20 protein-coding genes are annotated in these 25,058 nt (G+C 54.0%); 8 read left to right on the top strand and 12 right to left on the bottom strand.

Annotation, left to right across the window (positions count from 1 at the left end; genetic code table 11):
• Positions 1-77: 77 nt before the first annotated feature.
• From ggt to rarD, 4 genes are all read right to left on the bottom strand, one after another.
• Positions 78-1,853, bottom strand: a complete 1,776-nt coding sequence (ggt, locus tag E6C74_RS16935) for a gamma-glutamyltransferase (RefSeq protein WP_136487232.1) — start codon at positions 1,851-1,853, stop codon at positions 78-80.
• Between the two features lie 121 nt (positions 1,854-1,974).
• On the bottom strand, positions 1,975-2,631 hold the full coding sequence (locus E6C74_RS16930; RefSeq protein WP_136487231.1) for a LysE family translocator: 657 nt from the start codon (positions 2,629-2,631) through the stop codon (positions 1,975-1,977).
• Between the two features lie 63 nt (positions 2,632-2,694).
• Entirely contained in the window at positions 2,695-3,498 is an 804-nt protein-coding gene (locus E6C74_RS16925; RefSeq protein ID WP_136487230.1) for an AraC family transcriptional regulator, read from the bottom strand.
• Positions 3,499-3,579: 81 nt separating this feature from the next.
• The gene (rarD, locus tag E6C74_RS16920; protein ID WP_136487229.1) at positions 3,580-4,512 is read right to left on the bottom strand and encodes an EamA family transporter RarD; all 933 of its coding nucleotides are present in this window, start codon (positions 4,510-4,512) and stop codon (positions 3,580-3,582) included.
• 254 nt (positions 4,513-4,766) lie between these two features.
• Between rarD and recQ the strand changes: the two genes are divergently transcribed.
• Both recQ and E6C74_RS16910 read left to right on the top strand, forming a co-directional pair.
• Entirely contained in the window at positions 4,767-6,602 is a 1,836-nt protein-coding gene (gene recQ / locus E6C74_RS16915) for an ATP-dependent DNA helicase RecQ (RefSeq protein ID WP_136487228.1), read from the top strand.
• Positions 6,595-6,897, top strand: coding sequence for a DUF3630 family protein (locus tag E6C74_RS16910; protein ID WP_136487227.1), 303 nt, complete (start codon positions 6,595-6,597; stop codon positions 6,895-6,897). Before recQ ends, E6C74_RS16910 begins: the two co-directional genes overlap by 8 nt.
• Before the next feature lie 138 nt (positions 6,898-7,035).
• On the opposite strand, the gene E6C74_RS16905 is transcribed toward E6C74_RS16910, so the two are convergent.
• The gene (locus E6C74_RS16905; protein ID WP_136487226.1) at positions 7,036-8,865 is read right to left on the bottom strand and encodes an ABC transporter ATP-binding protein; all 1,830 of its coding nucleotides are present in this window, start codon (positions 8,863-8,865) and stop codon (positions 7,036-7,038) included.
• 158 nt (positions 8,866-9,023) lie between these two features.
• Between E6C74_RS16905 and E6C74_RS16900 the strand changes: the two genes are divergently transcribed.
• From E6C74_RS16900 to E6C74_RS16885, 4 genes are all read left to right on the top strand, one after another.
• Positions 9,024-9,809, top strand: a complete 786-nt coding sequence (locus E6C74_RS16900; RefSeq protein WP_136487225.1) for an ABC transporter ATP-binding protein — start codon at positions 9,024-9,026, stop codon at positions 9,807-9,809.
• Between the two features lie 17 nt (positions 9,810-9,826).
• The gene (locus E6C74_RS16895; protein ID WP_240798211.1) at positions 9,827-10,729 is read left to right on the top strand and encodes an iron-siderophore ABC transporter substrate-binding protein; all 903 of its coding nucleotides are present in this window, start codon (positions 9,827-9,829) and stop codon (positions 10,727-10,729) included.
• Positions 10,726-12,699 carry a Fe(3+)-hydroxamate ABC transporter permease FhuB gene (fhuB, locus tag E6C74_RS16890; RefSeq protein ID WP_136487223.1) on the top strand — a complete coding sequence of 658 codons (1,974 nt, stop codon included), beginning with the start codon at positions 10,726-10,728 and terminating at the stop codon, positions 12,697-12,699. The genes E6C74_RS16895 and fhuB overlap by 4 nt, the downstream gene beginning before the upstream one ends.
• A gap of 163 nt (positions 12,700-12,862) precedes the next feature.
• Complete coding sequence (locus tag E6C74_RS16885; protein ID WP_136487222.1) at positions 12,863-15,067, top strand: TonB-dependent siderophore receptor; 2,205 nt, start codon at positions 12,863-12,865, stop codon at positions 15,065-15,067.
• A gap of 123 nt (positions 15,068-15,190) precedes the next feature.
• Here E6C74_RS16885 and E6C74_RS16880 read toward each other — a convergent pair whose 3' ends face one another.
• The 4 genes from E6C74_RS16880 to E6C74_RS16865 form a co-directional block, all read right to left on the bottom strand.
• The gene (locus tag E6C74_RS16880; RefSeq protein ID WP_136487221.1) at positions 15,191-15,679 is read right to left on the bottom strand and encodes a TIGR00645 family protein; all 489 of its coding nucleotides are present in this window, start codon (positions 15,677-15,679) and stop codon (positions 15,191-15,193) included.
• Positions 15,680-16,105: 426 nt separating this feature from the next.
• Positions 16,106-17,068 (bottom strand): transposase, encoded by a 963-nt coding sequence (locus E6C74_RS16875; RefSeq protein WP_136487220.1) that lies wholly within the window; start codon positions 17,066-17,068, stop codon positions 16,106-16,108.
• Between the two features lie 294 nt (positions 17,069-17,362).
• Complete coding sequence (locus E6C74_RS16870) at positions 17,363-18,442, bottom strand: glycosyltransferase family 9 protein (protein WP_136487219.1); 1,080 nt, start codon at positions 18,440-18,442, stop codon at positions 17,363-17,365.
• 415 nt (positions 18,443-18,857) lie between these two features.
• Positions 18,858-19,724 (bottom strand): YicC/YloC family endoribonuclease, encoded by an 867-nt coding sequence (locus E6C74_RS16865; RefSeq protein ID WP_136487218.1) that lies wholly within the window; start codon positions 19,722-19,724, stop codon positions 18,858-18,860.
• 256 nt (positions 19,725-19,980) lie between these two features.
• On the opposite strand from E6C74_RS16865, the gene rph reads away from it, so the two are divergent.
• Positions 19,981-20,700, top strand: coding sequence for a ribonuclease PH (rph, locus tag E6C74_RS16860; protein ID WP_136487217.1), 720 nt, complete (start codon positions 19,981-19,983; stop codon positions 20,698-20,700).
• A 220-nt stretch (positions 20,701-20,920) separates the two neighbouring features.
• The gene (gene pyrE / locus E6C74_RS16855) at positions 20,921-21,562 is read left to right on the top strand and encodes an orotate phosphoribosyltransferase (RefSeq protein WP_136487216.1); all 642 of its coding nucleotides are present in this window, start codon (positions 20,921-20,923) and stop codon (positions 21,560-21,562) included.
• A gap of 177 nt (positions 21,563-21,739) precedes the next feature.
• On the opposite strand, the gene lpxL is transcribed toward pyrE, so the two are convergent.
• The 3 genes from lpxL to coaBC form a co-directional block, all read right to left on the bottom strand.
• Positions 21,740-22,690 (bottom strand): LpxL/LpxP family Kdo(2)-lipid IV(A) lauroyl/palmitoleoyl acyltransferase, encoded by a 951-nt coding sequence (lpxL, locus tag E6C74_RS16850; RefSeq protein WP_136487215.1) that lies wholly within the window; start codon positions 22,688-22,690, stop codon positions 21,740-21,742.
• A gap of 49 nt (positions 22,691-22,739) precedes the next feature.
• Positions 22,740-23,330 carry a nucleoid occlusion factor SlmA gene (gene slmA, locus E6C74_RS16845; protein WP_136487214.1) on the bottom strand — a complete coding sequence of 197 codons (591 nt, stop codon included), beginning with the start codon at positions 23,328-23,330 and terminating at the stop codon, positions 22,740-22,742.
• Positions 23,331-23,572: 242 nt separating this feature from the next.
• Complete coding sequence (coaBC, locus tag E6C74_RS16840) at positions 23,573-24,793, bottom strand: bifunctional phosphopantothenoylcysteine decarboxylase/phosphopantothenate--cysteine ligase CoaBC (RefSeq protein WP_136487213.1); 1,221 nt, start codon at positions 24,791-24,793, stop codon at positions 23,573-23,575.
• Between the last annotated feature and the right edge of the window lie 265 nt (positions 24,794-25,058).

Here is a 25,058-nt window from a genome sequence, read left to right as displayed (position 1 = left end):
TTTACCTACCGGCTTGTGAGAGATCTCTTACAGGCCGGCGGGCTGATCGGCCAGCACGAGGCGGTGTGCTGTGGTGGTTACTGACCGATTGCCACCCCTTCGCGGCGCGGATCCGCGGCGCCCTGCAGCCCTTGATCGCTGATACGAATAGCGTGCAGCCCCGAATTAAGATCGCGTATGGTCACTTTGACGCCGAGTTTTTCCAGCTCCGGGGCCAGCTTTTCCGCGGCCGTACCTTGCTCCAGATCGGTGTCAGCAAAGCGGCTCAGCACATGCGGCTGGTTGATCGCCGACTGAATGTCCATGCCCCACTGCAGGTGGGCGATCAGTGCCTGGGCCACATAGCCGATGATGCGGCTGCCGCCGGGCGAGCCAATGGCCAGATAGGGTTTGTCACCCTGCATGACGATCGTCGGAGTCATGGAAGAGCGTGGCCGTTTACCCGGTTCGAGACGATTGGCGATCGGGCGGCCGTTGTTGTGGGTCGCAAAAGAAAAGTCGGTCAGCTCGTTGTTGAGCAGAAAACCGCGTACAAACAGGCGCGAGCCGAACACATTCTCTATCGAGGTTGTCATCGAGACCACGTTGCCATCGCGGTCAACGATATTGAAGTGACTGGTCGAAGGCAGCTCAAGCGACTGATCGGCGCTGAGCAGCATGGCATGCTGCCAGTGTGGATTGCCAGGTTTGACCTCACTCAGCGCTTTGCCCGGCGTGATCAGTTTGGCGCGCCGGCCCAGATAGGCTTTGTCCAGCAGGCCTTCGCTTGGCATCGGTACGTAATCCTGATCCGCCATATACAGGCCGCGGTCGGCAAAGGCCAGGCGCGAAGCGTCGCCAATCACCTGCCAGGACAGGGCACTATCCGGCCCCCAGCCTTTGAGATCGTATTTCTCACTGATGGCGAGGATTTGGCCCAGCGTCAGTGCGCCGGAGCTGGGTGGTCCCATGCCGCATACCTGATAGCTTTGGTAAGGCGCGCACACCGGATCACGCTGCTTGATTTGGTAGGCATCAAAGTCGGCCTGCGCCAGTACGCCCGGGTTACCGGGTGCCTGCTGCACAGTGCGGATGATGTCGCGGGCAATCTCACCCTGATAGAAGGCTTTGGCGCCGTGGTTGGCAATCTGCTCCAGGGTATCGGCATACATCGGATTTTTGAGAATATGACCCGCCTGCAGTGGCTGGCCCTTGGCGTCAAAGAAGTAGGCTTCTGCGCCGGCAAAGCGGCTCAACCGGTCGGCATCTTCCGCTATCAGCGTGGCGAGACGCGGGCTGACTTCAAATCCTTGCCGGGCGAGATCAATAACCGGCTCAATCAGGCGCGCCCATTGCAGTTGGCCATATTTCTGATGGGTGTCCCACAGCAGTTTGACTGTGCCGGGCGTGCCGACTGAACGCCCGCCGACCACCGCATCATAGAATGTTAGCGGCTGGCCGCTCGCGTCCTGAAATAGGGTTGGGGTGGCGGCAAGTGGGGCGGTTTCCCGCCCGTCAAAAGTGGTCAGCTCCTGATTTTCAGCATCAAAGTAGACCAGAAATGATCCGCCGCCGATACCGGAGGACTGCGGCTCGACCAGGCCGAGCATCAGTTGCACCGCCACCATGGCATCAATGGCATTACCACCGTCGCGCAGTACTTTGGCCCCCGCTTCGGCGGCGAGCGGGTTGGCGGCTGTGACCATCCAGTGCTGGGTGCTGATCAGGTTCTTCTCCTGATAGCCGCTGCTCTGCTCCGGAGCGACACTGTCGGTCACCTGAGCTGAGTTGACGGATTCGGTACCGACCGCGCCAAACGAAAATAATAGCCCGGATAAGGCCAGTGCGCGGGCCGCGCTGCTGATGTGCTGCATCCCTGTCTCCCTGATGAGTGTCCATTCACTTGTTCAGAGTGGCAGCCGGCGCGCTATTTTGCCAGCATGATAAGGAAAATATGCAGTATTGTTAGCGGTTTAGATTGCGATTACTGTGGTGTTAGCTCAGTAAACCACTGAGCGACTGGTACAGGATCATCATGCCGATGGCGGTAAATATCACTCCGCACAGCAGATCGATGTAGCGGCCGGCGGCCTGCAGTTTCTGCTGCAGATGCCGGGTTGACAGCATCCAGGCCAGCGCGGCAAACCAGGCCAGCGCCAGCCCCCACAAGATCAGCAGCGCGATGCCTTTGCCGCCGAGTGACATTCCGGCCGGGATCAGCGTCGACATCAGGCTGACGAAGAACACCAGCGCTTTCGGGTTGAGAATATTGGTCATAAAGCCGCGTGAAAAGGCCTGACGCTTATTATGCAGCAGCAGCTCCGGCTTCTGGCTCAGTTCGCCCGGAGCCAGTGACCAGTTGGCCAGCGTCGCGCGCAGCGCGCCATAGCCCAGATAGAGCAGATAGCTGCCGCCGCACAGTTGCAGCAGGGCAAACAGCAGCGGCTGCTGGTGGACCAGATAACTGACTCCGGTCAGGCTGAGCAAAGAATGCAGCAGAATGCCGAACGACAAGCCGAGGGCAATATACAGTCCAGTCTGACGGCCGTAGCGGCTGGCATTTTGTACCACCAGGGCGACATCAGGGCCGGGGCTCATCAGGGCGATAAAGTGCACGGTGGCAAGGGTAACAAGAATACTGACTTCATTCATAACAACACATCTCCTGCGATCTGGGCGCTATTGTGGCAGTTGGCGGAGGATGTGGCTTGTAAATTACTGACAGTGGCCGACGGCGGAAGGGGAAACACCAAAAGTGTGCTTGAACGCTTTGGTAAAGTGGGCCTGGTCGTAGAAACCAACCTGCTGCGCCACCTCAGTGCCGGAAATACCGGTTTTGATCAGTTTCATGCCCTGTTCCAGACGTAACCGGCTCAGCCAGGCATAAGGCGTCATGCCGGTGCGGGCTTTAAAATGACGCTGCAACTGGGTCGGTGTCAGGTCGCACAGTGCGGCCAGTTGTTCCAGGCGTACGGCCTGATCCAGGTGGGCCAGCAGGTACTCTTTCAGGGTGGCCAGCGACTGGCGGCCGAGTGCTACCGGGGCGCGCTCCTTGCTGGCGCCGTAGCGTTGCACCAGCCCGGAAAAACCTTCGTAGGGCAGGCAGTCTTTGGCTAACTGGCTCAGGCTTGGCTGTGCCAGTGCCTGATGCAGATGACACAAGCGGCTGAACAGCTGCGGGTCGCTGACAATCAGGCGGTCAAAGCTCATCATCTGCTGCGGGCGGGCCAGTTCAAGGTGCTGGTTAAACCAATCCGGCTCAATCGCAAACACCCGCACCTGATAACCGGATTCAGCCAGTGAACGACCGTCGTGCAGTTCATCCGGTGGCATGATCACCAGTTCGCCGTGGCCGACCTGATGCTGGGCGCCCTGATAGGCAAAGCGCTGCTGACCCTGGGTGATAAGGCCCAGATGAAAATCGAGATGATAATGACGTTGAAAGGCGAACTCGTGATAGTCACCTTCAATCAGGCTGATGGCTGAATCGGGGGTGGTGCGGTAGCGAACTTTATCCATGTGGAACCGGTGAAAATAGCAACAATCTCATCCAGCTTAACGGGGCGGAATGAGATTGTCTTGTAAAAAACGATCACGGTTTTACTTGAGTGCCGCCTGCTGTGCGCTGCGCACCATCGCGTTCTGGCGGCGGCGTTGGCCGAGACCGTCCCAGGTGAAAATCAGCAGCGCGCTCCAGATAAAGGCGAAGGTAATCGCTTTATCGGCACTGAACGCTTCGCCATAGATAAGCACTGCCAGCACAAACATCAGGCTCGGGCCGATGTACTGGAAAAAGCCCAGCGTCGACAGTTTGAGTCGCGTCGCCGCGCCAGTGAAACAGAGCAGCGGCAGGGTGGTGATCACTCCGGCGGCGATGAGCAGCGCATTGATGTGCCAGTCGTTGAGCAGCATAGAGCTGGTCGGCGAATCGGCAAACCAGGCCAGATAAAGCAGCGCCACCGGCACCAGCAGCAGGGTTTCGATAAACAGGCCGCTCAGCGCGTCGACGCCGACTTTTTTGCGCAGCAAACCGTACACGGCAAAAGTGATGGCCAGCACGAACGCCACGATTGGCAGAGAGCCGAACACCACCAGCTGAATCGCTACCCCAATCACCGCCAGCAGCACGGCAAACCACTGCAGTTTACGCAGGCGTTCACCCAGAAACAGCATGCCGAGCACGATATTGATCAGCGGGTTAATGTAGTAACCCAGGCTGGCATCCAGCATGTGGTTGGCGTTAATTGCCCAGATAAAGGTCAGCCAGTTGGCACCGATCAGCAGTGCGGTGACCAGCAGAAAGCCGACTTTTTTCGGCGTGCGCAGCACACTAAGCACGCCGCGCCATTGCTTGCTGAAATGGAGCAGGGCGGCGAGCAGAAAGAACGACCACACCACTCGGTGACTCAGTACTTCCAATGCCGCCACCGAACTCACGGTTTTAAAGTAGATCGGCGCAATTCCCCACATAATGTAGGCAGCCAGCGCCAGGAAGACGCCTTTGCGGACTTCCTGTTGTTGTTCAAATGTCATTGTTAATGTCTCGTTTAAGAGCGCCATCCCGGTCCGGCGCGACACCGCCCCGACACAGGAGGCGATTTACCCGCCAGTATACCGTGTAAACCATGTCGATGTGCACTCAAGCTTGGCGGCACAACGCAATTACTTTGCCGATAGCGGTTTAATTCACCGCCAAAGGTCACTACAATATCCGGCTGCTTACTGCCTCGCTCAGCGCCGGCAGTCATCTTTATTGCTAATTCATCTGTTCATCATCGAGAGCCTGCATGACCGCCACTTTAATCGCAGAACAATCCGACGCCTTGCCCGAGCCGCAGCAAATCCTGCGTGATGTGTTTGGCTACCAGACTTTCCGCGTTGGCCAGCAGGAAGTGATCGACGCGGCAGTATCCGGCAACGACTCACTGGTGATCATGCCGACCGGTGGGGGGAAATCCTTGTGCTACCAGATCCCGGCCCTGGCACGGGAAGGGGTGACGGTGGTGATTTCACCGCTGATTTCGCTGATGAAAGACCAGGTCGACCAGCTCAAGGCCAACGGTGTGTCGGCGGAGTGTGTCAACTCGACCCAGACCCGCGACGCGCTGATCTCTATTTATAACCGGGTACATGCCGGGCAGATTAAACTGCTGTATGTCTCGCCGGAGCGGGTTCTGACCCAGGACTTTATCGAACGGCTGCATAATCTGCCGCTGGCAATGATTGCGGTCGATGAAGCGCACTGTATTTCCCAGTGGGGACACGATTTCCGCCCGGAATACGCCGCACTCGGCCAGCTCAAACAGCAGTTCCCGCACGTGCCGTTTATGGCTCTGACCGCGACCGCGGATGATGCGACGCGCAGTGATATTCTGCACCGCCTTAATCTGACTGACCCGCACATTTATCTGGGCAGTTTCGACCGGCCGAACATTCGCTACACCCTGATGGAAAAGCACAAGCCGGTGTCGCAGGTGATCCGTTATCTCGGTACGCAAAAAGGTCAGTGCGGCATTATCTATTGCGGCAGCCGCAAAAAAGTTGAAATGCTGACCGAGAAGCTGTGCAACAACCACATCCGCGCTGCCGGGTATCATGCCGGGATGGACGTCGACGAGCGCGCCTATGTGCAGGATGCGTTTCAGAAGGATGACATCCAGATCGTGGTCGCCACCGTGGCGTTCGGTATGGGCATCAACAAACCCAACGTACGCTTTGTGGTCCACTTTGATATTCCGCGCAACATCGAATCCTACTATCAGGAAACCGGCCGCGCCGGGCGCGATGGCCTGCCGGCGGAAGCGGTGATGTTGTATGACCCGGCTGATATTGCCTGGCTGCGCCGCATGCTGGATGAAAAGCCGGACGGCGCGCAGAAACAGGTCGAAACCCACAAGCTGACGGCCATGAGTAGTTTTGCCGAAGCGCAGACCTGCCGCCGTCAGGTACTGCTCAACTATTTTGGTGAATATCGTGACAAGCCATGTGGCAACTGCGATGTGTGCCTCGATCCGCCCAAGCATTTCGATGCCACAGAAGAGGCGCGCAAAGCGTTGTCGTGTGTGTACCGGGTCAACCAGAGCTTTGGTATCGGCTATGTGGTTGAAGTGTTGCGTGGGATGCAGAATATCCGTATCCGCGAGCAGGGCCACGATAAACTGTCGACTTACGGCCTGGGTCGCGATCACAGCCACGATTACTGGGTGAGTATTTTCCGTCAGCTGATCCATAAAGGACTGCTGCATCAGAATATTACCCGTAATTCGACCCTGCAGCTGACCGAAGAGGCACGCCCGCTGCTGCGCGGCGATATGTCAATTGAGCTGGCAGTGCCGCGTCTGGACACTGCGGTACGTGCCGCTAAAGCGGATAAGCTGTCGAGCAAGAATTACGATAAGGCGCTGTTTGCCAAACTGCGTAAGCTGCGTAAATCAATCGCCGATGAAGAAGGCCTGCCACCGTACGTGGTGTTCAGTGATGCAACGCTGATTGATATGGCGGAAATTCTGCCGACGTCGTACGGAGAAATGCTGGCAGTCAACGGCGTGGGGCAGCGTAAACTGGATAAATACGCCGACCCGTTTTTGGACTTAATTCAGGAGCATCTGACTTATCATGGCTGAGTTTGGCTTAACGCAATACCTTGCCGCAGAGGGGCGCATTATTGTTGCCGCGCCGGGGTTTGATTATGACTCGTTTCCGCCGCTGGGCGAGCGCCTGGTGGCCGGACTGTCGGCGCGCATCATCGAAAAGCAGAGTGATGCCGATCTGCATTCGTGGCTGATTGATTTTGAAGGGTGTCAGTTGATGCTGCGCGCGGAACACTACATTGAAAGTGTGTGGCTGGAAGCACTGGGTCAGGGGCTGGCGGATGAGGAGTTGGCCTTTATCGCCACGCTGCTGCAACGCGGCATCTGAACGATGGGTTTTTAATGAACGCGTTATTTCTTAATCAACGATTTGTTTTTCAATCAATGATTGCTCCCGGTATTCGTCGGCCAGCCTGATAAAAAGCCCCTGGCGGGGCTTTTTGCGTTTTAGTGTGCGGATATGAGTTTACACTTCGCCGATAAAACCACCGGTCTGGTGCGCCCACAGCTGGGCATAGACGCCGTTCTTCTCCAGCAATTGCTGATGCGAACCCTGTTCGATAATCCGGCCTTTATCCATCACGATCAGGCGATCCATGGCGGCAATGGTCGACAGGCGGTGGGCAATGGCAATCACCGTCTTGTTGTCCATCAGTTGATCCAGATTATCCTGAATCGCTGCTTCGACTTCTGAGTCGAGGGCCGAAGTGGCTTCATCCATGATCAGGATCGGTGCGTCCTTGAGCAGCACGCGCGCAATCGCGATGCGCTGGCGCTGGCCGCCGGACAGCTTCACGCCGCGTTCACCCACCTGCACGTCATAACCGCTGTGGCCGCTTTCATCTTTCAGCAGTTCGATAAAATCGTGCGCTTCGGCCTGGCGGCTGGCATGCATCAGCGCGTCTTCATTGGCGTGCGGATTGCCGTACAGGATGTTTTCCCGAATCGAACGGTGCAGCAGCGAGGTATCCTGCGTGATCATGCCAATCTGCTGGCGCAGCGACTGCTGGGTGACCTGACTGATATCCTGACCGTCAATTTCAATTTTGCCCGCATTGAGTTCATAAAAGCGCAGCAGCAGATTGACCAGCGTGGATTTGCCCGCGCCGGAGCGGCCAACGATCCCGACTTTTTCGCCCGGTTTAAGGTGCAGATCGAGCGCTGCAAATACCGCTTCCTGCTCGTTGTAGCGAAAATCAACCTGGCGGAAGCGAATCTCACCCTGAGAAACCGTCAGTGGTTTGGCCTGATGGCTGTCCTCGATTTCGATGTCGTTGGCGATGGTGTTCATGCTGTCGATCACCATGCCGATACTTTCAAACATGCCGCGGATTTCCCACATGATCCACTTCGACATGCCCTGCAGACGCAGCGCAATGCTGATACCAATCGCAATCACCCCCACAGTCACACTCTCGGCCAGCCAGAGCTGAATGGCCAGTGCCGCCATGGAGAACAGCAGCAGATAGTTTATCAGGTCTACGCTGTACAGCAGGCTGGTCAGGGTGCGCATCTGCTGGTACACAGTGGCGAGATACGCTTTCATGCCCTGTTTGGCATATTCAGTTTCCCGCTCGGAATGCGAGAACAATTTCACTGTACTGATGTTGGTGTAGGTATCAACAATGCCACCGGTCATGGAAGACTGGGCGTTGGCCTGCTCGGTGGAGATGCGTTTCAGACGAGGAATAAACAGCACCTGAATCAGTACGTACAGACAAAGCCAGGCCAGGATTGGCAGTACCAAGACGTCGTCGGCGCTGGCAATCATCACCAGCATTGAGACGAAATAGACCGAAATATACACCGACAGATCGACCAGTTTCATCACCACTTCGCGTACCGATTGTGCGCTCTGCATCACCTTGGTCGCGACCCGGCCGGCAAAATCTCGCTGGAAAAAACCGACACTCTGCTTGAGCAGGTAACGGTGCACCAGCCAGCGAATCGACATCGGATAATTGCCAAGGATGGCCTGATGGAGCAGGTTGGAGTGGACGAAAGCCAGGATCGGCATCACCACTACCACCAGCAGGGCCATCGACAGCAGGGTGTCGCCGTTGTCGGCCCAGAAATTGGCGCGCGAGCTGTTGCTGAGCATATCAACCAGTTCGCCCATGTAGCGCACCAGCGTCACCTCAGCGATCGCCACACAGGCGCTAAGCAGTGACATGATGAACAGCGGTTTTTCAAAGCCGCGGGTGTAGTAACGGCAGAAGCCAAACAGAGTTTTGGGCGGTTTCTGCGGATCGTGATCCGGAAACGCGTCGGTAAGATTTTCAAACCAGTGAAACATGAGGTTGACCTTGCTTGTCGGCAGTAGTTGCAATTTGAATGGGGTTACTGACTTTTCATCGAGTAAATAATCAGTAAAATGGCGGAGTGGTATAGTAATGATAATTAAAATGGTTCTCAATAACCTTTAGGTGTGTGCGAGAGCCGGGAGGTAACCCAATGTTCACCCTATCTGGCGTGGAGATGGTACGCGGCGGCCGCACGATTCTTGCGATTGATCAGTTATGCATCCCCACCAATGAGCTGACGGTGGTACTGGGCCACAACGGTTCCGGTAAATCTACCCTGGTCAGTTTGCTGTCCGGTCAGCAGGCTCCTGACAGCGGCACGGTGCAGCTTGACGCTGTGTCGCTGGCTTCGCTGGGCAGTAAAACGCTGGCTAAAAAAGTCGCCTTTCTGCCGCAGAAACTCCCGGCCAGTGCCGGGCTGACGGTGCGCGAGCTGGTGCGCCTGGGCCGTTTTCCTTGGCGTGGCGCGCTGGGATTCTGGCGTCAGCAGGATAATGACATGATAGCCGCGGCGATGGAAAAAACCGGCGTGGCTGCCTTTGCTGACAGCTATGTGGATGAACTGTCCGGTGGTGAGCGCCAGCGTGCCTGGGTGGCGATGCTGCTGGCGCAGGAGTCGCCGGTGTTGATCCTCGATGAACCGACCTCGGCACTCGATGTGCAGCACCAGTACCAGCTCATGGCTCTACTGGCCGAGCTTAATCAGCAGCAGGGCTGCGGTATTATCGTGATTCTGCACGACCTCAATCTGGCGCTGCGCTATGCCACCCACATTGTGGCTCTCAAACAAGGGCGTATCGCTTTTGACGGCCCGGCTGCCGGTCTGGCTGATGAGCAGCGTCTGTCTGAACTGTACCAAACTCCGATTCGTCTGATTGATCACCCGGGTGATACTGATCAGGCCACTACTAATAAGGTCGCTATCGTATGTGCCTGATGTCGAAATGTAAGCAAATGCTTGGGGTGCTGGGCCTGCTGGTCAGTGCGTCGTCCTCTGCCTGGGCTGAGATTCAGGTCAGCGATTCTCTCGGTGAACATACTTTGCCCGCCGTGCCGCAGCGCGCGGCGGTGCTGAACTGGGATGTGCTGGAGCAGGTGATCGAACTCGGTATCACTCCGATTGCGGTCACCGATGCTGACGCTTATCGCGACTGGGTGGTCAAGCCGGCGATTCCGGACTCGGCGCAGAATGTTGGTACGCGCGGCGAGCCGAACCTGGAAAAAATTGCCGCGCTCAAGCCGGACATTATTCTGATCAGCGACGCGCAGCGTGATCTCAAACCACGTCTGGAGCAGATAGCCCCGGTGCTGCTGTACACCAACTTCAGTAAAGATGACAAGCAGGCGGAAGTGGCGATCAAACAGTTTCGTCAGCTGGCGCAGCTGTTTGCTAAGCAAGAGCTGGCGGAACACAAGCTGGCCCAGATGCAGCAACGTTTCAGTGAGCTGAGTGAACAGCTCAAAGCACATTTTGGCGGCTCGTTGCCGCAGGCGCTGGTGATGCGCTTTGCGGATACCAAATCGACCTTTATCTATACCGAAGATTCGATGATTGACTATGTTCTGCATCAGCTCGGTATGAAGCAGGCGCTGGTCGAACCGCCGGCACAATGGGGCATAGTGCAAAAGCCGATCAGCGATCTGCGGGTAATTCAGCAAGGTTATGTGTTGTATATCAAGCCGTTTAATGAAGAGCAAAAACTGAAAAAATCGGTGTTGTGGAAGGCGCTGCCGTTTGTGCGTACCCACCGGGTCAATTCGGTTGAATCGGTATGGAGTTATGGCGGTGCGATGTCACTGCAGTATGCCGCTGAGGCGATTGCGGCCAGCCTGCTGGCAATGGAACCGGAGTCATGAGCTGGCGACACCTCACTCCGGTAACCATGCTGCTGGTGGCCGCCGCACTGGCCAGCCTGCAGTTCAATCAAACGCTGGGCTTTACGATGCAGTGGCGTTTAATCGGCGACCCGCAGCTGGCGCAGTCATTTGATGATTTCAATTTTGCCTATGCCCAGTTGCCGCGTCTGGTGATTACCTTGCTGGTCGGAGCCGTGCTCGGCCTGGTCGGTAGCCTGATGCAACAACTGACTCAGAACTCGCTGACCTCACCGCTGACCATGGGCACCTCATCCGGCGCCTGGCTGGCGCTGATCATCCTTAACATCTGGTGGCCGCAGGCGATTGCCGATTACAGCGCGTTGGCGGCCATGACCGGTGCTTTGCTGGCATTTGGTCTGATTGTGCTGATTGCCGGACTGGATAATATGACCGGCCTGCCGCTGGTGATTGCCGGTATGGTGATCAATATCATGCTGGGGGCGATAGCCGGTGCCATTATTCTGCTCCATCAGGACTACGCCCAGAATGTGTTTATGTGGGGCGCCGGCGACCTGGCGCAAAATGGCTGGGAGCAGATTGAATGGCTGCTGCCGCGCCTGACTCCATTGCTGATACTGTTGCTGATTGCGCCACGGATTCTGACTCTATTGCGCCTTGGCCATCAGGGCGCTCAGGCGCGCGGGTTGCCGGTGATTCCGGCCTTCTTCCTGTTGATGGCTCTCGGGATCTGGCTGGTGTCGGCCTCGATTACCGTGGTCGGCTTGATTGGCTTTATCGGCCTGCTGACCCCCAACATTGTTCGTGCACTGGGCGCACGCACGCCGCGCATCGAGCTGGTGGCCAGCCTGGTGTGCGGCGCATTATTGCTGCTGGCGACCGATGTGCTGGCACAATGGCTCAGTGTCTGGGCCGGTCAGGTGGTGCCAAGCGGGGTGACCGCTGCAGCGATTGGCGCGCCGGCGCTGATCTGGTTCAGCCGTCGTAAGCTCAAAGCGCAGGACGGAATAGCGGTGGCATTGCCTGGCTCACGGCCGCGTATTTCATGGCCTATGCCGGTCTCGATTGCCCTGCTGATGCTGCTTGGCGCTGCCTTATATATCGGTTATCAGCCACAGCAGAGTGGGCTGACACTGGCCTGGCCAAACGAGTTCCAGTGGGCTCTGCGCTGGCCGCGCATGGTGACCGCGCTGTTTACCGGTATTGGTCTGGCGCTGGCCGGTAGCATACTGCAGCGCCTGATTTACAACCCGCTCGCCAGCCCGGATATTCTCGGCGTGTCGGCCGGTGCCACGTTTGCACTGGTTTTCTCCAGCCTGTTTCTCGGACAGTCGCTGCAATCTACTCAATGGGGCACGGCTCTGGTCGGCAGTATGGCGGTATTGCTGGTGCTGATTGTGCTGGGGCGTAAACACCAGTTTGCGCCATCGAGCGTGATTCTGACCGGGATTGCCATGACCGCATTGCTGCAGGCATTGGTGCAGTTCTGTCTCGCCAAAGGCAATCAGGACAGCTACAAAATTCTGCAGTGGCTGGCCGGGTCAACCTACCGGGTGACCGCAGAGCAGGCGTTGTTGCTGGCTGCGCTGGTGGTAGCCATGCTGATACTGAGCCTGATGAGCAGCCGCGCGCTGACGCTGATCTCGATCAGCCGCTCTTTTGCCCAGGCACGTGGACTGAGCAGTTCGCTGACTTCGCTCGGTTTACTGGTGCTGGTGGCCATGTTGTGCGCGGTAGTCACGGCGACCATGGGGCCGGTGTCATTTGTCGGTCTGATTGCGCCACATCTGGCGCGCATGCTCGGTGCCCAGCAGACCAAAGCACAGCTGCTGCTCGCCAGCCTGATTGGCGGTACCACCATGTTATGGTCCGACTGGCTGGGGCAGGTGGTGCTGTATCCGAACCAAATAGCGGCGGGTACGCTGGTCGCCATTCTCGGCGCGCTCTATTTTCTTGCTCTGCTGGTGTTCAACCGTCTGACCCGCCGTTAACCTTGCCGTCTTTAACAGGGGATCGCGCTCAGATCCCCTCTTTTTCCTGACATTTTTATTGCTTCGCGCTGGTTGATACTTTATTGCCATTGCAAATCGTTCTCATTGGCAATATCATTCCTTAAAAATTAATGATTAGTCTATTAATACAGCAGGGGTATTTATGAAATCGTTCCGTCTCACTCCGGTCGGACTTGGCGTGATTGCCGCGTTAACCATAGGGCAAGCCAGCTACGCTCTGGCAGACACAGCTGTCGGGGACACACACCTTAACCAAACCGCTACTTCTAACGAGGACACACACCCTGACGAAGTGGTCACCATTGTTGGTTCACAAGTTGATCTGGGTGGTGAGTACCAGGGGGGACAAGTAGCGTGTTCCGGCCGGGCGGGTATTCTCGGCAATCAGGATTTCATGGATATGCCATTTTCATCAACGCATTACACCTCACAACTGATGGCTAACCAGCAGGCAAAAAGTGTCGGTGATGCGCTGAAAAATGACCCGACGGTACGTCAGTCGGTCGGCTTTGGTAACTTCCAGGAACTGTACATGATTCGTGGTTTCCCGGTATATTCCGACGACATGACCCTGAACGGCGTGTACGGCATTCTGCCGCGTCAGTATGTGGCAGCAGAAATGCTGGAACGGGTCGAAGTGTTCCGCGGTGCCAACACTTTTGTGAATGGTGCGGCGCCGGGCGGCAGTGCGATTGGTGGTTCGGTTAACCTGGTACCGAAGCGCGCCGGCAGCGAACCGCTGACCCGCGTCACGGTTGGTACTCAGTCCGGTGGTCAGGGTTATGGCGCGCTGGATCTGGGGCGTCGTTTTGGTGACAACCAGGAGAATGGCCTGCGTGTCAATCTGGTTGCCCGCGGCGGTGATGATGCCGTCGATGATCAGGATACCCAGCTTGGTATGCTGAGCCTGGGCTTTGATCATCGGGGCGAGAACTTCCGTATGTCGGCGGATGCCGGTTATCAGGATCATCATATTGATTCACCGCGTCCGAGTGTGACGCCGGGTGGTGCGATCCCGCCATTGCCAAGCAGCGATGCGAAATATGCTCAGGACTGGACATACACGGATGAGAAGCAGCTGTTTGGTGTGGTGCGGGCAGAATACGACTTCAGCAGCCAGACGAGCGGCTGGCTTGCAGCGGGCATGCGCCGCGGCAAAGAGCATAACCTGCTGGCTAACCCGACCGCTGACGGTAATGGTAATCTGACCGCGTATCTGTTTGAAAACGTGCGTGAAGATACCGTGATGTCAGCCGACAGCGGGGTAAGACACGAATTTACTACCGGCAGTATTGGTCATACTGTTGTGCTATCCGGCTCACTGTATCAGTCGCGTTCGAAAAACGCGTATGTGATGTCAGCGACGACCAGCGTCGGCTCTTTGGATGATTACACCCAGATCAGCCAGCCAGCCGGTGCATGGCTTGGTGGCAGCCTGAGTGATCCGATTGAAACGGAACGTGTAACTTACAGCAGTGCGGCGGCGGTGGATACGTTGTCGTTGTTTGATGACCAGGTCAAACTGATGCTGGGCGCGCGTCTGCAAAGGATAGAAACCAAGAGTTTTGATTACGGTACTGGTGCAGAAAATGGCGCTTACAGCAAAACGGCCCTGACTCCGTCAGTGGGGGTGGTGTATCAGCCAACCCTGGATGTCTCTCTGTATGCCAACTATGCTGAAGCACTGTTACCGGGCGAGATAGCACCAGCTTCAAATACCAGCGGCGCAGTGGCGAACCAAGGTGAAGTACTCAAACCTAACCGTTCAGAGCAGTATGAAGTCGGTGTTAAGTACGATACCGGCAGCTACGGCGCGGTGGTCAGCCTGTTTGAAATCAGCAAACCGACATACATGTACGACAGCAACAACAGCTATACCGATAACGGTGAGCAGCGTCACCGTGGGATTGAGCTGTCAGCGTTTGGTGAGCCAATCGAGCGCGTAAGAGTACTGGGTGGTGTGACTCTGCTTGATGCTGAAATTGTGAAAAGTGATTCAGAATCGCAAGGTAAGAAAGCGATCGGCGTACCGAAAGTGCAGGCTAACCTGAACCTGGAATGGGCGACTCCGTTTGTGGAAGGCCTGACTCTGGAAGGTCGTACCCTGTATACTGGTGCACAATACATGAGTTCTGACAATTCACTGGAACTGCCGTCCTGGACCCGCTTTGATCTCGGTGCCCGCTATGGTATGCAAGTCGGAGATAACGTACTGACACTGCGTGCCCGGGTCGATAACGTGACCGACAAAAACTACTGGGCATCTGCCGGTGGTTACCCGGGCAGCAACTACCTGGTGCAGGGATCACCGCGTACGGTCGTACTGTCAGCCAGCTACGATTTTTGATACCAGAAAAACAAAAAACCAGCCGAGGCTGGTTTTTTTATAACGAAGATAATTTATAACGAGGACACACGCCCTTAATTCTCTTCGAAGGACACACACCTTAACCGTTACTCACCTTAACTGTTACTTTTTGGTGATTTTATCTAGATAGCCCATCGCAAACGCTGAGACAACAAAGGTGACATGCAGCAGCAGGTACCATTTGATTTTTTCACCGTCGATCTGTTCGGTATTCATAAACACTTTCAGTAGATGGATCGATGAAATCGCGACAATAGACGCAGATACCTTGTTTTTCAGCGAACTTGTGTCAAGTTTACCCAGCCAGCCGAGTTTGTCATCGTTCTCATCCAGATCGATTTTAGAGACGAAGTTTTCGTAACCGGAAAACATCACCATCACAATCAGGCCGCCGACTAGAGAGATATCAATCAGCGATAAGGAAATCAAAATCAGATCGACTTCCTTAATGGTGAAAATTACCGGAATGAGATGAAACACCTCCTGAAAAAATTTGATACCCAGAGCAGCCAGGACCAAACTCAGGCCGAGATAAATTGGCGCCATAATCCAGCGCGACGAATAAAGAAGTTTTTCGACAATATTTTCCATGATGACAAGCTGCTTATCAGATTAAAGAGAGCAGAGCCGCATTGCTCTGCTGCCGGATATTACTCTGCTTTTCAGTTGCTTGGCTATAATCATCGTTTATGAAACAAGGTTAAATTGTGTCAAATCATAGGTGGCTTTTAACGGGGACACACACCTTCACTGCATTTTTAATGGGAACACATGATTTACAACAGCCTGATTTAGTTTTTAGTCATTTATGTATGAGGAAATGAGATCCTGGAACGGTGTGTGTCCTTCTAATGCTTGGATCGTCATACTCGCTATAGGTTAACCGTTTATCTGAGTCGCAGCAGGATTATGGACTACGCTGGGATTCTTTATCCTGATCGGTAAGATCATAAGTAATCAGACGAGATTATCTTTACCGACAGGTTATTCGAAGGCATATGACGAAAAGAGGAGGGACTAGGATATATGAATGGCGAGCAGGCGTTTACGTTTTAGTTTCGATTTGGCATGTATTAAATGGGTGCTGGAACCTATCCAAACTCGAGCATGTTGCTCCAGATTGCGGCAAAGTTGTACGCATTCTTGTTGAGGCAGTGATAAGCGTTTAAGAATGGCAGGTTGAGTTGGTTGAATGCGACCTGCTTTGTCCGTCCGAAATTGTCGGCCAATCCAGTCTACCAGTTCAATATAATCAATGAGCCGAAATGGAATACCATAGGTGTCTTCCTGAGACTGGTAACCGACAAAATCGGCGAGCGGGCTTGCGGTGCTTTTTTCTTGCTCTAGTTTGGAGATCCGCCTTTTTATTGAGGTGTGCTCTGATTGCTCCGGAGTTTCTGCAAGCTTGGCTCGCACGGGATTGAGGTCTACATACGCCATCGCCGCCAACAACGCTTTCTCATCCAGAAGAGCCTGGGACTTAAAGCGTCCTTCCCAAAAGCGACCCGTACAGTTATCTTCTTTATTGGCTTGTAACGCTATGTTGTAGTTCAGTTCTTTCATGAACCAGCTCAGTGAGCAAAGCCGATCTCGCCAAGTTTCTATCAGGCTAAGACAACATTCCCATTCAGCCTGGCCAGTCAGCTGGCCATCCAGATAACGTTGTATGATGCTCGGAATCGTATGTTCGGCTGCCCAGCGTTCGATGATCTCTTCCCGCGAAAGCGCTTGCGCGGCTTCTTTATCGATGAATGCGACCAGGTGATAGTGGTTACTCATGACGGCATAAGCACAGATTCGAATACAGAATATGGTGGCAAGAGAGAGAATTTTTTGTTCCACCCAATCACGACGGTGCTCGAATGACTTGCCGGTCAGTTTATCTTGCCCGCACAGATAAGAGCGCCTGACACAGCGTGATACACAGTGATAATACGGTGTGACATCAGGGCAAATCAGTTTGCTTCTGGCTGTGGTCATGTTGTTTCTCTGCCGCGAAAAGATGTATTAAGAATGGCGGAGATGACCGGAAAGTGCAGCTTTTCTGCACCGGATTCAGAGTGACTGCAAATAACCAGATGTCGTTCGCAGTCACTCAAGTATTAGACAATGAGGCGTTGGAACGGGGAGTGTCCTTATAAAATTTCACTGCTCAGAGAGTTGCCGCTTTGAATGTACGGTGTGTGTCCTGCTAATGTACAGCCGCTTTGAATGTACGGTGTGTGTCCTGCTAATGTACACTGCTAATGTACATGTCCTGCTAATGTGGCTATGTCACGCACATGCGGCGGGCTTGTGTTCACTCAGGAAGTTTTGTAACTGTTCCAAAACCAGTTCTGGTGCAAGTGAGGCCAGGGTGTTTTTGCTAATCAGCAGGCATGTGTTATCGGCTAGCGGGTCGCAGTTAGCGCGCCAGGCTTCGTCGGAACGCATAATGAAAGTCGTAATGCCAAGTGCTGAAGAAATATGACCGATCGACGTATCTGTGGTCAGCACCAAAGACATCTCGCGAATCAAATCGCCGGCCTGGCTGATAGAGCCTGAGGCGAGATAAGAGATGCGATCCTGATGGGGATAATCGGCCAGTTTCTGGCGCACATCGGGCAAATCAAACACACACACCTTGATATCCAGGCTTTCGAGCTGAGTCAGAATCGAGCATGCCTGTTCACTGCTCAGAGTGTTGCCGCTTTGTGTGCCACAAGGATTAAACAGCAAACGCTCGCCGGCCGGCAGCACTTTGCCCCAGCCGCTTTTCTGGTGTGGCAGATTAAGGTCATACTCCATCTTGTGCGGGATTTCACCGCCCAATGCCGGAACAATGCTCATCATGCGGCGGGTGAAGTGCGGAGTGTGTTCATAGTCAGCACCGATAGTCCGGTCGAAAATTCCAAGCGCAACCGGGTCGATTTGTTTTTTCTCAATCAGACGTTGTGCAAAAGGCAGGCTGAGTTTCTCGGCAGCGTGCAAACGATGAATCCGCCACAAAGCGACCCAGTGAATCCGCTCTTCCAGATAGACGATTTTATCAAATTGCTGTGAATACAATTCGTTGCGGGCCGCGCGTTGTGACCATGCCCGGTGTGGCTTAAGGCTGAGGTCTACTTGCCAGCAACGCTGGATTGCCGGATGGTAGCGGATAATGTCCTGATTGCGCGAACTGCACAAGACTTCAAGCTGCCAGTCAGGATGTGCTTTCTTAAGGGCTGTGAACAGTGGCGCGGTCATCACCATATCACCGATGGCATTATAAGGAATGATCAGAACGCGAGGTTTTTCGGCGGTGACTTCTAAACCAGGTTTCGATTTGCCAGTTAAACGGATACACCATTTAAACAAGAGTTTAAACAACATAACAACAACATCTCCGAGACAAAATCAAACGATCAAATCTATTGATACAATTCGTTTTAATCAACAGGGTTAAGGAAAGGGCCGGATGGCAGGCATTCAAGATGGTGGCCGCCGTATGCCGCGGACTCGGATAGCTCATCAGACAATTTGACCTGCCAGGCGATTATAAGTTCGGGGGATTCAATGCGGTTGTATTTATATTGAGACATTAGTAACTCAAGGCCTAATGTGACGTGATAGCTACACTCTTTGCATTTTTCGACGCCTTCTTGGTCCTATTATACTCATGTTGCATATGGTTTCATCTGCTTATTTAAGACGAATGGTAATTATTTCATCCAGCTGGCTGGATTGAAAAAGATCAAAAAACCCTGCCAGGCAGGGTTTTGCAATCGGTTTATTTACGGCTGAAACTTTATTCAATATTCTGAATTTGCTCACGCATCTGCTCGATAAGCACTTTCAGTTCCACACCGGAGGCAGTGATGTCAGTGCTGATCGATTTTGACGCCAGCGTGTTCGACTCACGGTTGAACTCTTGCATCATGAAGTCGAGACGGCGACCGCACGAGCCACCTTTTTTGAGGATGTTGTGCGTCTCTTTGACGTGAGAATCGAGTCGGTCTAGCTCTTCGGCGACATCGGATTTTTGTGCCAGCAGGATCAGTTCCTGCTCAACCCGGGTCGGCTCCAGTTCGACTTTAGCTTCTTCGAATTTAGTGAGCAGGCGTTCACGCTGCCAGTCGAGGATTTCCGGCATCCGCGCGCGAACTTTGACCACTTCGGCACTGATCGCATCAAGGCGCTGCACGATCAAGGCTTTCATGTTGTCGCCTTCACGGCCGCGTGCTTCGATAAACTCATTCAGTGCGTCTTCAAAACCGTTCAGTAGAGCCTGGTTGATTTCGTCCATATCCTGCTCAGGCGTTTCCATCACGCCCGGCCACTGCATGACCTGGAACGGGTTGATACGGCTCAGCTCGCCGGTCATATGCATGATCTGGCTGGCGGCTTTAATGACCTGATTGGCCAGGTCTTCGTTAATGCTCAGTTCACTTTGCGCGGCATGGTTGGCTTCATAACGCAGATGACATTCGACTTTACCGCGCGCCAGACGCTTACGGAAACGCTCACGCAGCACTGGCTCCAGGCCACGGAACTGTTCCGGCAGGCGGAAGTAGGTCTCCAGATAGCGTTGGTTGACCGAGCGGATTTCCCACACGGCACTGCCCCAATCGCCTTTGACTTCTTTGCGTGAGTACGCCGTCATGCTGTAAATCATCGAAATGTCCTTGGTTTATATTCAAAAATGAACTGGCGATAATACTAGCATAGAAAAGTTGCCGAGTGGGTGTAGAGACTCTGTGATTGAGCAAGGATTTCCGCTATAATTTTGCCCCAATAAATTCGACCCTTCGGCTGCGGTTTTGTTCAACCGCCGTTTCGACCGGTTGTCGTTGCAACCCCGCGTCGTTTCGCAGCCATAAGTGTTGTGTAAAACCATAAAACGTCGTTCACACAAACAAGGTAGAGGCCCTATGCGTCCAAATAACCGCGCTGCGGATCAGGTTCGTCCGATCAAGATTACTCGTCATTACACCGCCTATGCAGAAGGCTCTGTACTGGTTGAGTTTGGTAATACCAAGGTGCTGTGTAACGCCACGGTAGAAGAAGGCGTGCCACGCTGGCTAAAAGGCCAGGGTAAAGGCTGGGTAACCGCTGAATACGGTATGCTGCCGCGTGCTACTCACTCGCGTACTCGCCGTGAAGCGGCGAGCGGTAAACAGGGTGGACGTACCATGGAAATCCAGCGTCTGATCGCGCGCAGCCTGCGTGCTGTGGTGGATCTGAAAGCCATGGGCGAGCTGATGATTACGGTTGACTGTGATGTGATTCAGGCTGACGGCGGTACCCGTACTGCGTCTATCTCCGGTGCGAGCGTGGCTCTGGCGGATGCATTCGATAAGCTGGTCGAGAGCGGTAAACTGAAGAAGAACCCGATGAAAGGCCATGTGGCGGCCGTGTCGGTAGGTATTCTGGGTCAGGACGTGTTGTGTGATCTGGAATATGTTGAAGACTCGGCTGCTGACACCGACATGAATGTGGTAATGACCGAAGAAGGTAACATGATCGAAATCCAGGGCACGGCTGAAGGCGAACCGTTTAGCCATGAGCAACTGCTGGATTTGCTGGCGGTGGCCAAGAAAGGCATTGCAGACATTGTCTCGGCGCAGAAGGCGTCGTTAGAAAATAATTGATCGATAGCTCCCGTTATGGGGGCTATTTTTTTGTGTTTTTTTCGTCGTCCTTGCTGCGATTAGCACAAGGTTTTCAGGACCTGGGGCCTGAGATCTTAACCGGCAAGGTCGACGATTATATTGACTCCAGAACCTGTTGTTCTGGAGCTGATGATATATAAGCAACCAACCTGGGACCTAGGATCCTAATCCCTAGAGCCTAAATCAAAGAGAGAAAGTCATGAAAGCGTACCAGCGTGAATTTATTGAGTTTGCACTAGAAAAGGAAGTCCTGAAATTTGGTGAGTTTACTTTGAAATCAGGCCGTAAAAGCCCTTATTTCTTTAACGCTGGTCTGTTCAATACTGGCCGCGATTTAGCGCGTCTGGGCCGTTTTTATGCCGCAGCGCTGATGGACTCGGCTATCGAATACGATGTGCTGTTTGGCCCGGCCTACAAAGGCATCCCGATTGCGACCACCACTGCCGTTGCGCTGGCGGATCACCACGATGTGGATACGCCATACTGCTTTAACCGTAAAGAAGCCAAAGACCACGGTGAAGGCGGGAGTCTGGTCGGCAGTCCGCTGCAGGGGCGTATCATGCTGGTAGACGACGTAATTACCGCCGGTACTGCAATTCGTGAATCGATGGAGATCATCAAGAATAACGGCGCGGATCTGGCCGGTGTATTGGTGGCGATTGACCGTCAGGAAAAAGGCAAAGGCGAGCTGTCGGCGATTCAGGAAGTGGAACGTGATTTCGGCTGTGCTGTGGTCTCGATTGTCAGCCTGACTGACCTGATTACTTACCTCGAAGAGAAGGGCGGTAACAGCGAGCACCTGGCAGCGGTCAAAGCGTACCGCGCGCAATATGGTATCTGATGTTTGAGGTTTTCAGGGACTCGGTTCCTGGTTCCTAGAGTAAAAAGCTCCGGCGCTGATGATTCAGGCCGGAGCTTTATTTTTAGTGTATCAAGCTGAGATTAAGACTTTTCATCATCGCAGTGAAGATATTCACCGCTATTAAGACCTTTTCTCCTAGAACCTACAGCCTCAACCTCACTTATAGCGAATGCCTTTTTCCACCTTCGGATCCTGCATGGTCTTAAAGCGTTTGTGCAGCCACATCCACTGGGTTGGCGCGCGCAGGATCAGCTGCTCGACAAACTGATTCATGTAAGCGGCAGAGGCGGTTTCATCGTCGTACGGGAAGTGATCTTCCACCGACAGGTCTGCGAAGATTTCATATTTACCCTCCGCGTTGCGAAATCCCGATCCCATCACAATCGCACACTTACTGGCTTTAGCCAGCAGGTAAGTACCAGTGGTGGTACAGGCATCTTCAACCGCAAAGAAAGGTACAAACGCGGATTTATTGCGGCCGTAGTCGTGGTCCGGTAGGTAGAACAGCAGCTCACCCTGGCGCATGACGCGAATCATTTGTTTGACATCTTTGCGGTCAACCAGCTTATTGCCGTTGTGAGTGCGGCCCCAGTACTGAATAAAGTTATACGCCGGGTTGTTATGTGGGCGGAATACTCCGTAACCGGACAAGCCCAGTGCGCCGCACGCACGGGCGGTGATTTCCAGATTAAGTGCATGCACACAGCACATCAGCACGCCTTGTTTGTGACGCAAGTGCTCGGCCAGTGCGCTGGTGTCTTTATTAATCAGGCGGCGTTTGAAGCGCCAGGTCGGCCAGAACCAGGCGATGCCGGTTTCAATCAGCGCCGCGCCGGTGTTTTTGAAGTTCTCTTCCACCATGCGTTCGATTTCATCGGCCGCTTTATCCGGAAAGGCCAGTTCCAGGTTACGTTTGGCGACATGAACGCGCTTTTTACCAAAGCGCATTCCAAGTTTGCCCAGACTCCGGCCCAGTTTGAGCAGCAGTGAATAGGGCAGCAGGTTCACCAGCAGAGCGAGAAAACCAAAGCCGAGCCACACCCCCCAGTTTTTCGGGTGCAGCAGTGACAAAGTAAATTCGGGTTTGGCGTATTTGTTTTGACTCATAATGTGGTCTGTCTGATTAAGAGTAAAAATAGATTGTCATGATTCAAGATTACTGAATCTGCGCACTGAGCAGTGACCAGTACTCTTCAAAGTTAGCGGTTGGCTGGTATTTGAAATCTGAGCGTACAAAGCGGTTCAGACTGCCTTCCACCTGGCCGAGTAACTGCGCGGCCAGAATGTTTTCATCGACCGGGAACGATTTGCCTTCCCGAATCTTACGCTCGCGCAGGATCTGACGCAGCGAGGTTTCAATGCGTTCAAACAACTGATTAATACGTTCACGCAGGCGCTCATTTTCAAACATTAGAGCATGTCCGGACAAAATTCTTGTCAGGCCCGGGTTACGTTCAGAGAAGGCCAGCAGCAGTTGCATCACCATCCGAATCCGGTTCAGAGTATCTTTTTCTTCATCCAGAATCCGGTTGATGCGTGACATCAGGGACTCTTCGATAAATTCAATCAGGCCTTCAAACATACGTGCTTTGCTCGGGAAATGACGATACAAAGCGGCTTCAGACACACCCACCTGCTTGGCCAGTTTGGCGGTGGTGATGCGTGAGGCGCCTTCATGGGATTCGAGCATCTCTGCTAAGGCTTGCAGTATTTCTTCACGTCGATTGCTTTTCTTAGTGCCGGCCATAACCGTCTTTCCTTTTCAAAACGTAAGCTTTTTAAAATTAAAGTTATTGCAAATCAAGCTTTTCAGTACCACTACAGTTTTATGCGACGACTGACTTGGCTGCCTGTCGTCGCGCGCACGGCAGCACCGCACAGGCGGTTGCTGTCTCTGAGTGGTGATATCGGCGAGTAAACACAAATAGACAAGAGGAAAGTGTTAACTCGTGACACGCATCCCGCAGCGGGATGCGCACTCAGCGGCGTTTAGCTTATTTTGTCGTTGATCAACAGCATCAGGGCATGTGCCAGCTCGGCTTTGGAGGCCAGTGGTAGCAGCTGTTTGCCTTCAGGACGGGTTGCATCCCCGGCAAAGTAGACCGTCAGCGCGTTCTCGTTACTGTTAAACCCCTGACCTGCGACTGAAACATCATTGGCGCAAATCATATCGAGGTTTTTCTTCACCAGTTTACCGCGGGCGTATTGCTCTACGTCCTCAGTTTCAGCGGCAAAGCCAACAGTAAATGGTCGGTTTTGCGCCATTGCGGCCACACTGGCGACAATATCCGGGTTTTTGACCATGGTGATGGTCAGCGTATCGCTGTCATCGGTCTTTTTCATTTTCTGGGCGGCGACCTGCTGCGGGCGGTAATCCGCCACGGCCGCACAGCCGATAAAGATATCGTGTGCGCTGGCCTGGTTCATCACCTCAGCATGCATATCCACGGCGCTGCTAACATTAATACGCGACACATTGGCTGGGGTAGTTAAATGCACCGGTCCGCTGATCAGGGTCACTTCTGCCCCCAGTTTCGCTGCCGCGTCGGCAATCGCAAAGCCCATTTTCCCTGAACTGTGATTGGTGATGTAACGCACCGGATCGAGCGCCTCGCGCGTCGGACCCGCGGTGAGCAGCACCCGTTTACCGCGCAGCGGCTTGGGGCCGAAGTAACCCTCACAGCGCTGGACTAAATCCATCGGCTCGAGCATACGGCCTGGCCCCACATCACCACACGCCTGCTGACCGGCGCCCGGCCCCCAGATCTGCATGCCGCGCTGTGTCAGCGTCGCGATATTGTCCTGCGTGGCCAGGTTGCGGTACATCTGCTGGTTCATGGCCGGAGACACCACAACCTGTGCATCCGTTGCCAGCACCAGCGTAGTCAGCAAATCGTTCCCCATGCCAGCCGCCATACGCGCAATCAAATCGGCGCTAGCCGGTGCCAGCAACACCAGGTCGGCCCATTTGGCCAGTTCAATATGGCCCATCGACGCTTCCGCTGCCGGATCGAGCAGACTGTCAGACACCGGATGACCGGACACCGCCTGCATGGTCAATGGGGTAATAAATTCTTTCGCCGCCGTCGTCATAACGACCCGGACCTCGGCCCCGCGCTCAATCAGGCGACGGGTGAGTTCTGCACATTTGTACGCAGCGATACCGCCGCTGATACCAAGCAGAATCTTTTTTCCTGCCAACGTTTGCATACTGGATTCCTCAAAAATTCTGCGCGCTATGTTAGCACAACTGCAGAAAGATGTCGGAGCTGCGTCAAGTATCGCCGATGGTGGCCGATAAAGGCTAAACATGCAGGTATGAAACTTATGTCACCCTCACAGAACTTTTCTGCCAATGAGGCAAGATATACTCAAACAACTTGGAGTTGCAGCCAACACCGCTGCAGCTTCAAGTAGCAAGGGTATAGCCTCAGGTTGTTTGTATACCAACAAAATAAAGCAACAATTATAAAGC

Source organism: Vibrio sp. H11, from assembly GCF_004804295.1.
In the GTDB taxonomy this organism is placed as follows: domain Bacteria; phylum Pseudomonadota; class Gammaproteobacteria; order Enterobacterales; family Vibrionaceae; genus Vibrio; species Vibrio ostreae.
The sequence above is the reverse complement of the archived record's forward strand: the minus strand, read 5'-3'. Positions and strand labels throughout refer to the sequence as shown.

Coding starts and splice junctions, on each gene's coding strand:
- ggt (WP_136487232.1), bottom strand. CDS start 1,853: ATGCAGCACATCAGCAGCGCGGCCCGCGCACTGGCCTTATCCGGGCTA.
- E6C74_RS16930 (WP_136487231.1), bottom strand. CDS start 2,631: ATGAATGAAGTCAGTATTCTTGTTACCCTTGCCACCGTGCACTTTATC.
- E6C74_RS16925 (WP_136487230.1), bottom strand. CDS start 3,498: ATGGATAAAGTTCGCTACCGCACCACCCCCGATTCAGCCATCAGCCTG.
- rarD (WP_136487229.1), bottom strand. CDS start 4,512: ATGACATTTGAACAACAACAGGAAGTCCGCAAAGGCGTCTTCCTGGCG.
- recQ (WP_136487228.1), top strand. CDS start 4,767: ATGACCGCCACTTTAATCGCAGAACAATCCGACGCCTTGCCCGAGCCG.
- E6C74_RS16910 (WP_136487227.1), top strand. CDS start 6,595: ATGGCTGAGTTTGGCTTAACGCAATACCTTGCCGCAGAGGGGCGCATT.
- E6C74_RS16905 (WP_136487226.1), bottom strand. CDS start 8,865: ATGTTTCACTGGTTTGAAAATCTTACCGACGCGTTTCCGGATCACGAT.
- E6C74_RS16900 (WP_136487225.1), top strand. CDS start 9,024: ATGTTCACCCTATCTGGCGTGGAGATGGTACGCGGCGGCCGCACGATT.
- E6C74_RS16895 (WP_240798211.1), top strand. CDS start 9,827: ATGCTTGGGGTGCTGGGCCTGCTGGTCAGTGCGTCGTCCTCTGCCTGG.
- fhuB (WP_136487223.1), top strand. CDS start 10,726: ATGAGCTGGCGACACCTCACTCCGGTAACCATGCTGCTGGTGGCCGCC.
- E6C74_RS16885 (WP_136487222.1), top strand. CDS start 12,863: ATGAAATCGTTCCGTCTCACTCCGGTCGGACTTGGCGTGATTGCCGCG.
- E6C74_RS16880 (WP_136487221.1), bottom strand. CDS start 15,679: ATGGAAAATATTGTCGAAAAACTTCTTTATTCGTCGCGCTGGATTATG.
- E6C74_RS16875 (WP_136487220.1), bottom strand. CDS start 17,068: ATGACCACAGCCAGAAGCAAACTGATTTGCCCTGATGTCACACCGTAT.
- E6C74_RS16870 (WP_136487219.1), bottom strand. CDS start 18,442: ATGTTGTTTAAACTCTTGTTTAAATGGTGTATCCGTTTAACTGGCAAA.
- E6C74_RS16865 (WP_136487218.1), bottom strand. CDS start 19,724: ATGATTTACAGCATGACGGCGTACTCACGCAAAGAAGTCAAAGGCGAT.
- rph (WP_136487217.1), top strand. CDS start 19,981: ATGCGTCCAAATAACCGCGCTGCGGATCAGGTTCGTCCGATCAAGATT.
- pyrE (WP_136487216.1), top strand. CDS start 20,921: ATGAAAGCGTACCAGCGTGAATTTATTGAGTTTGCACTAGAAAAGGAA.
- lpxL (WP_136487215.1), bottom strand. CDS start 22,690: ATGAGTCAAAACAAATACGCCAAACCCGAATTTACTTTGTCACTGCTG.
- slmA (WP_136487214.1), bottom strand. CDS start 23,330: ATGGCCGGCACTAAGAAAAGCAATCGACGTGAAGAAATACTGCAAGCC.
- coaBC (WP_136487213.1), bottom strand. CDS start 24,793: ATGCAAACGTTGGCAGGAAAAAAGATTCTGCTTGGTATCAGCGGCGGT.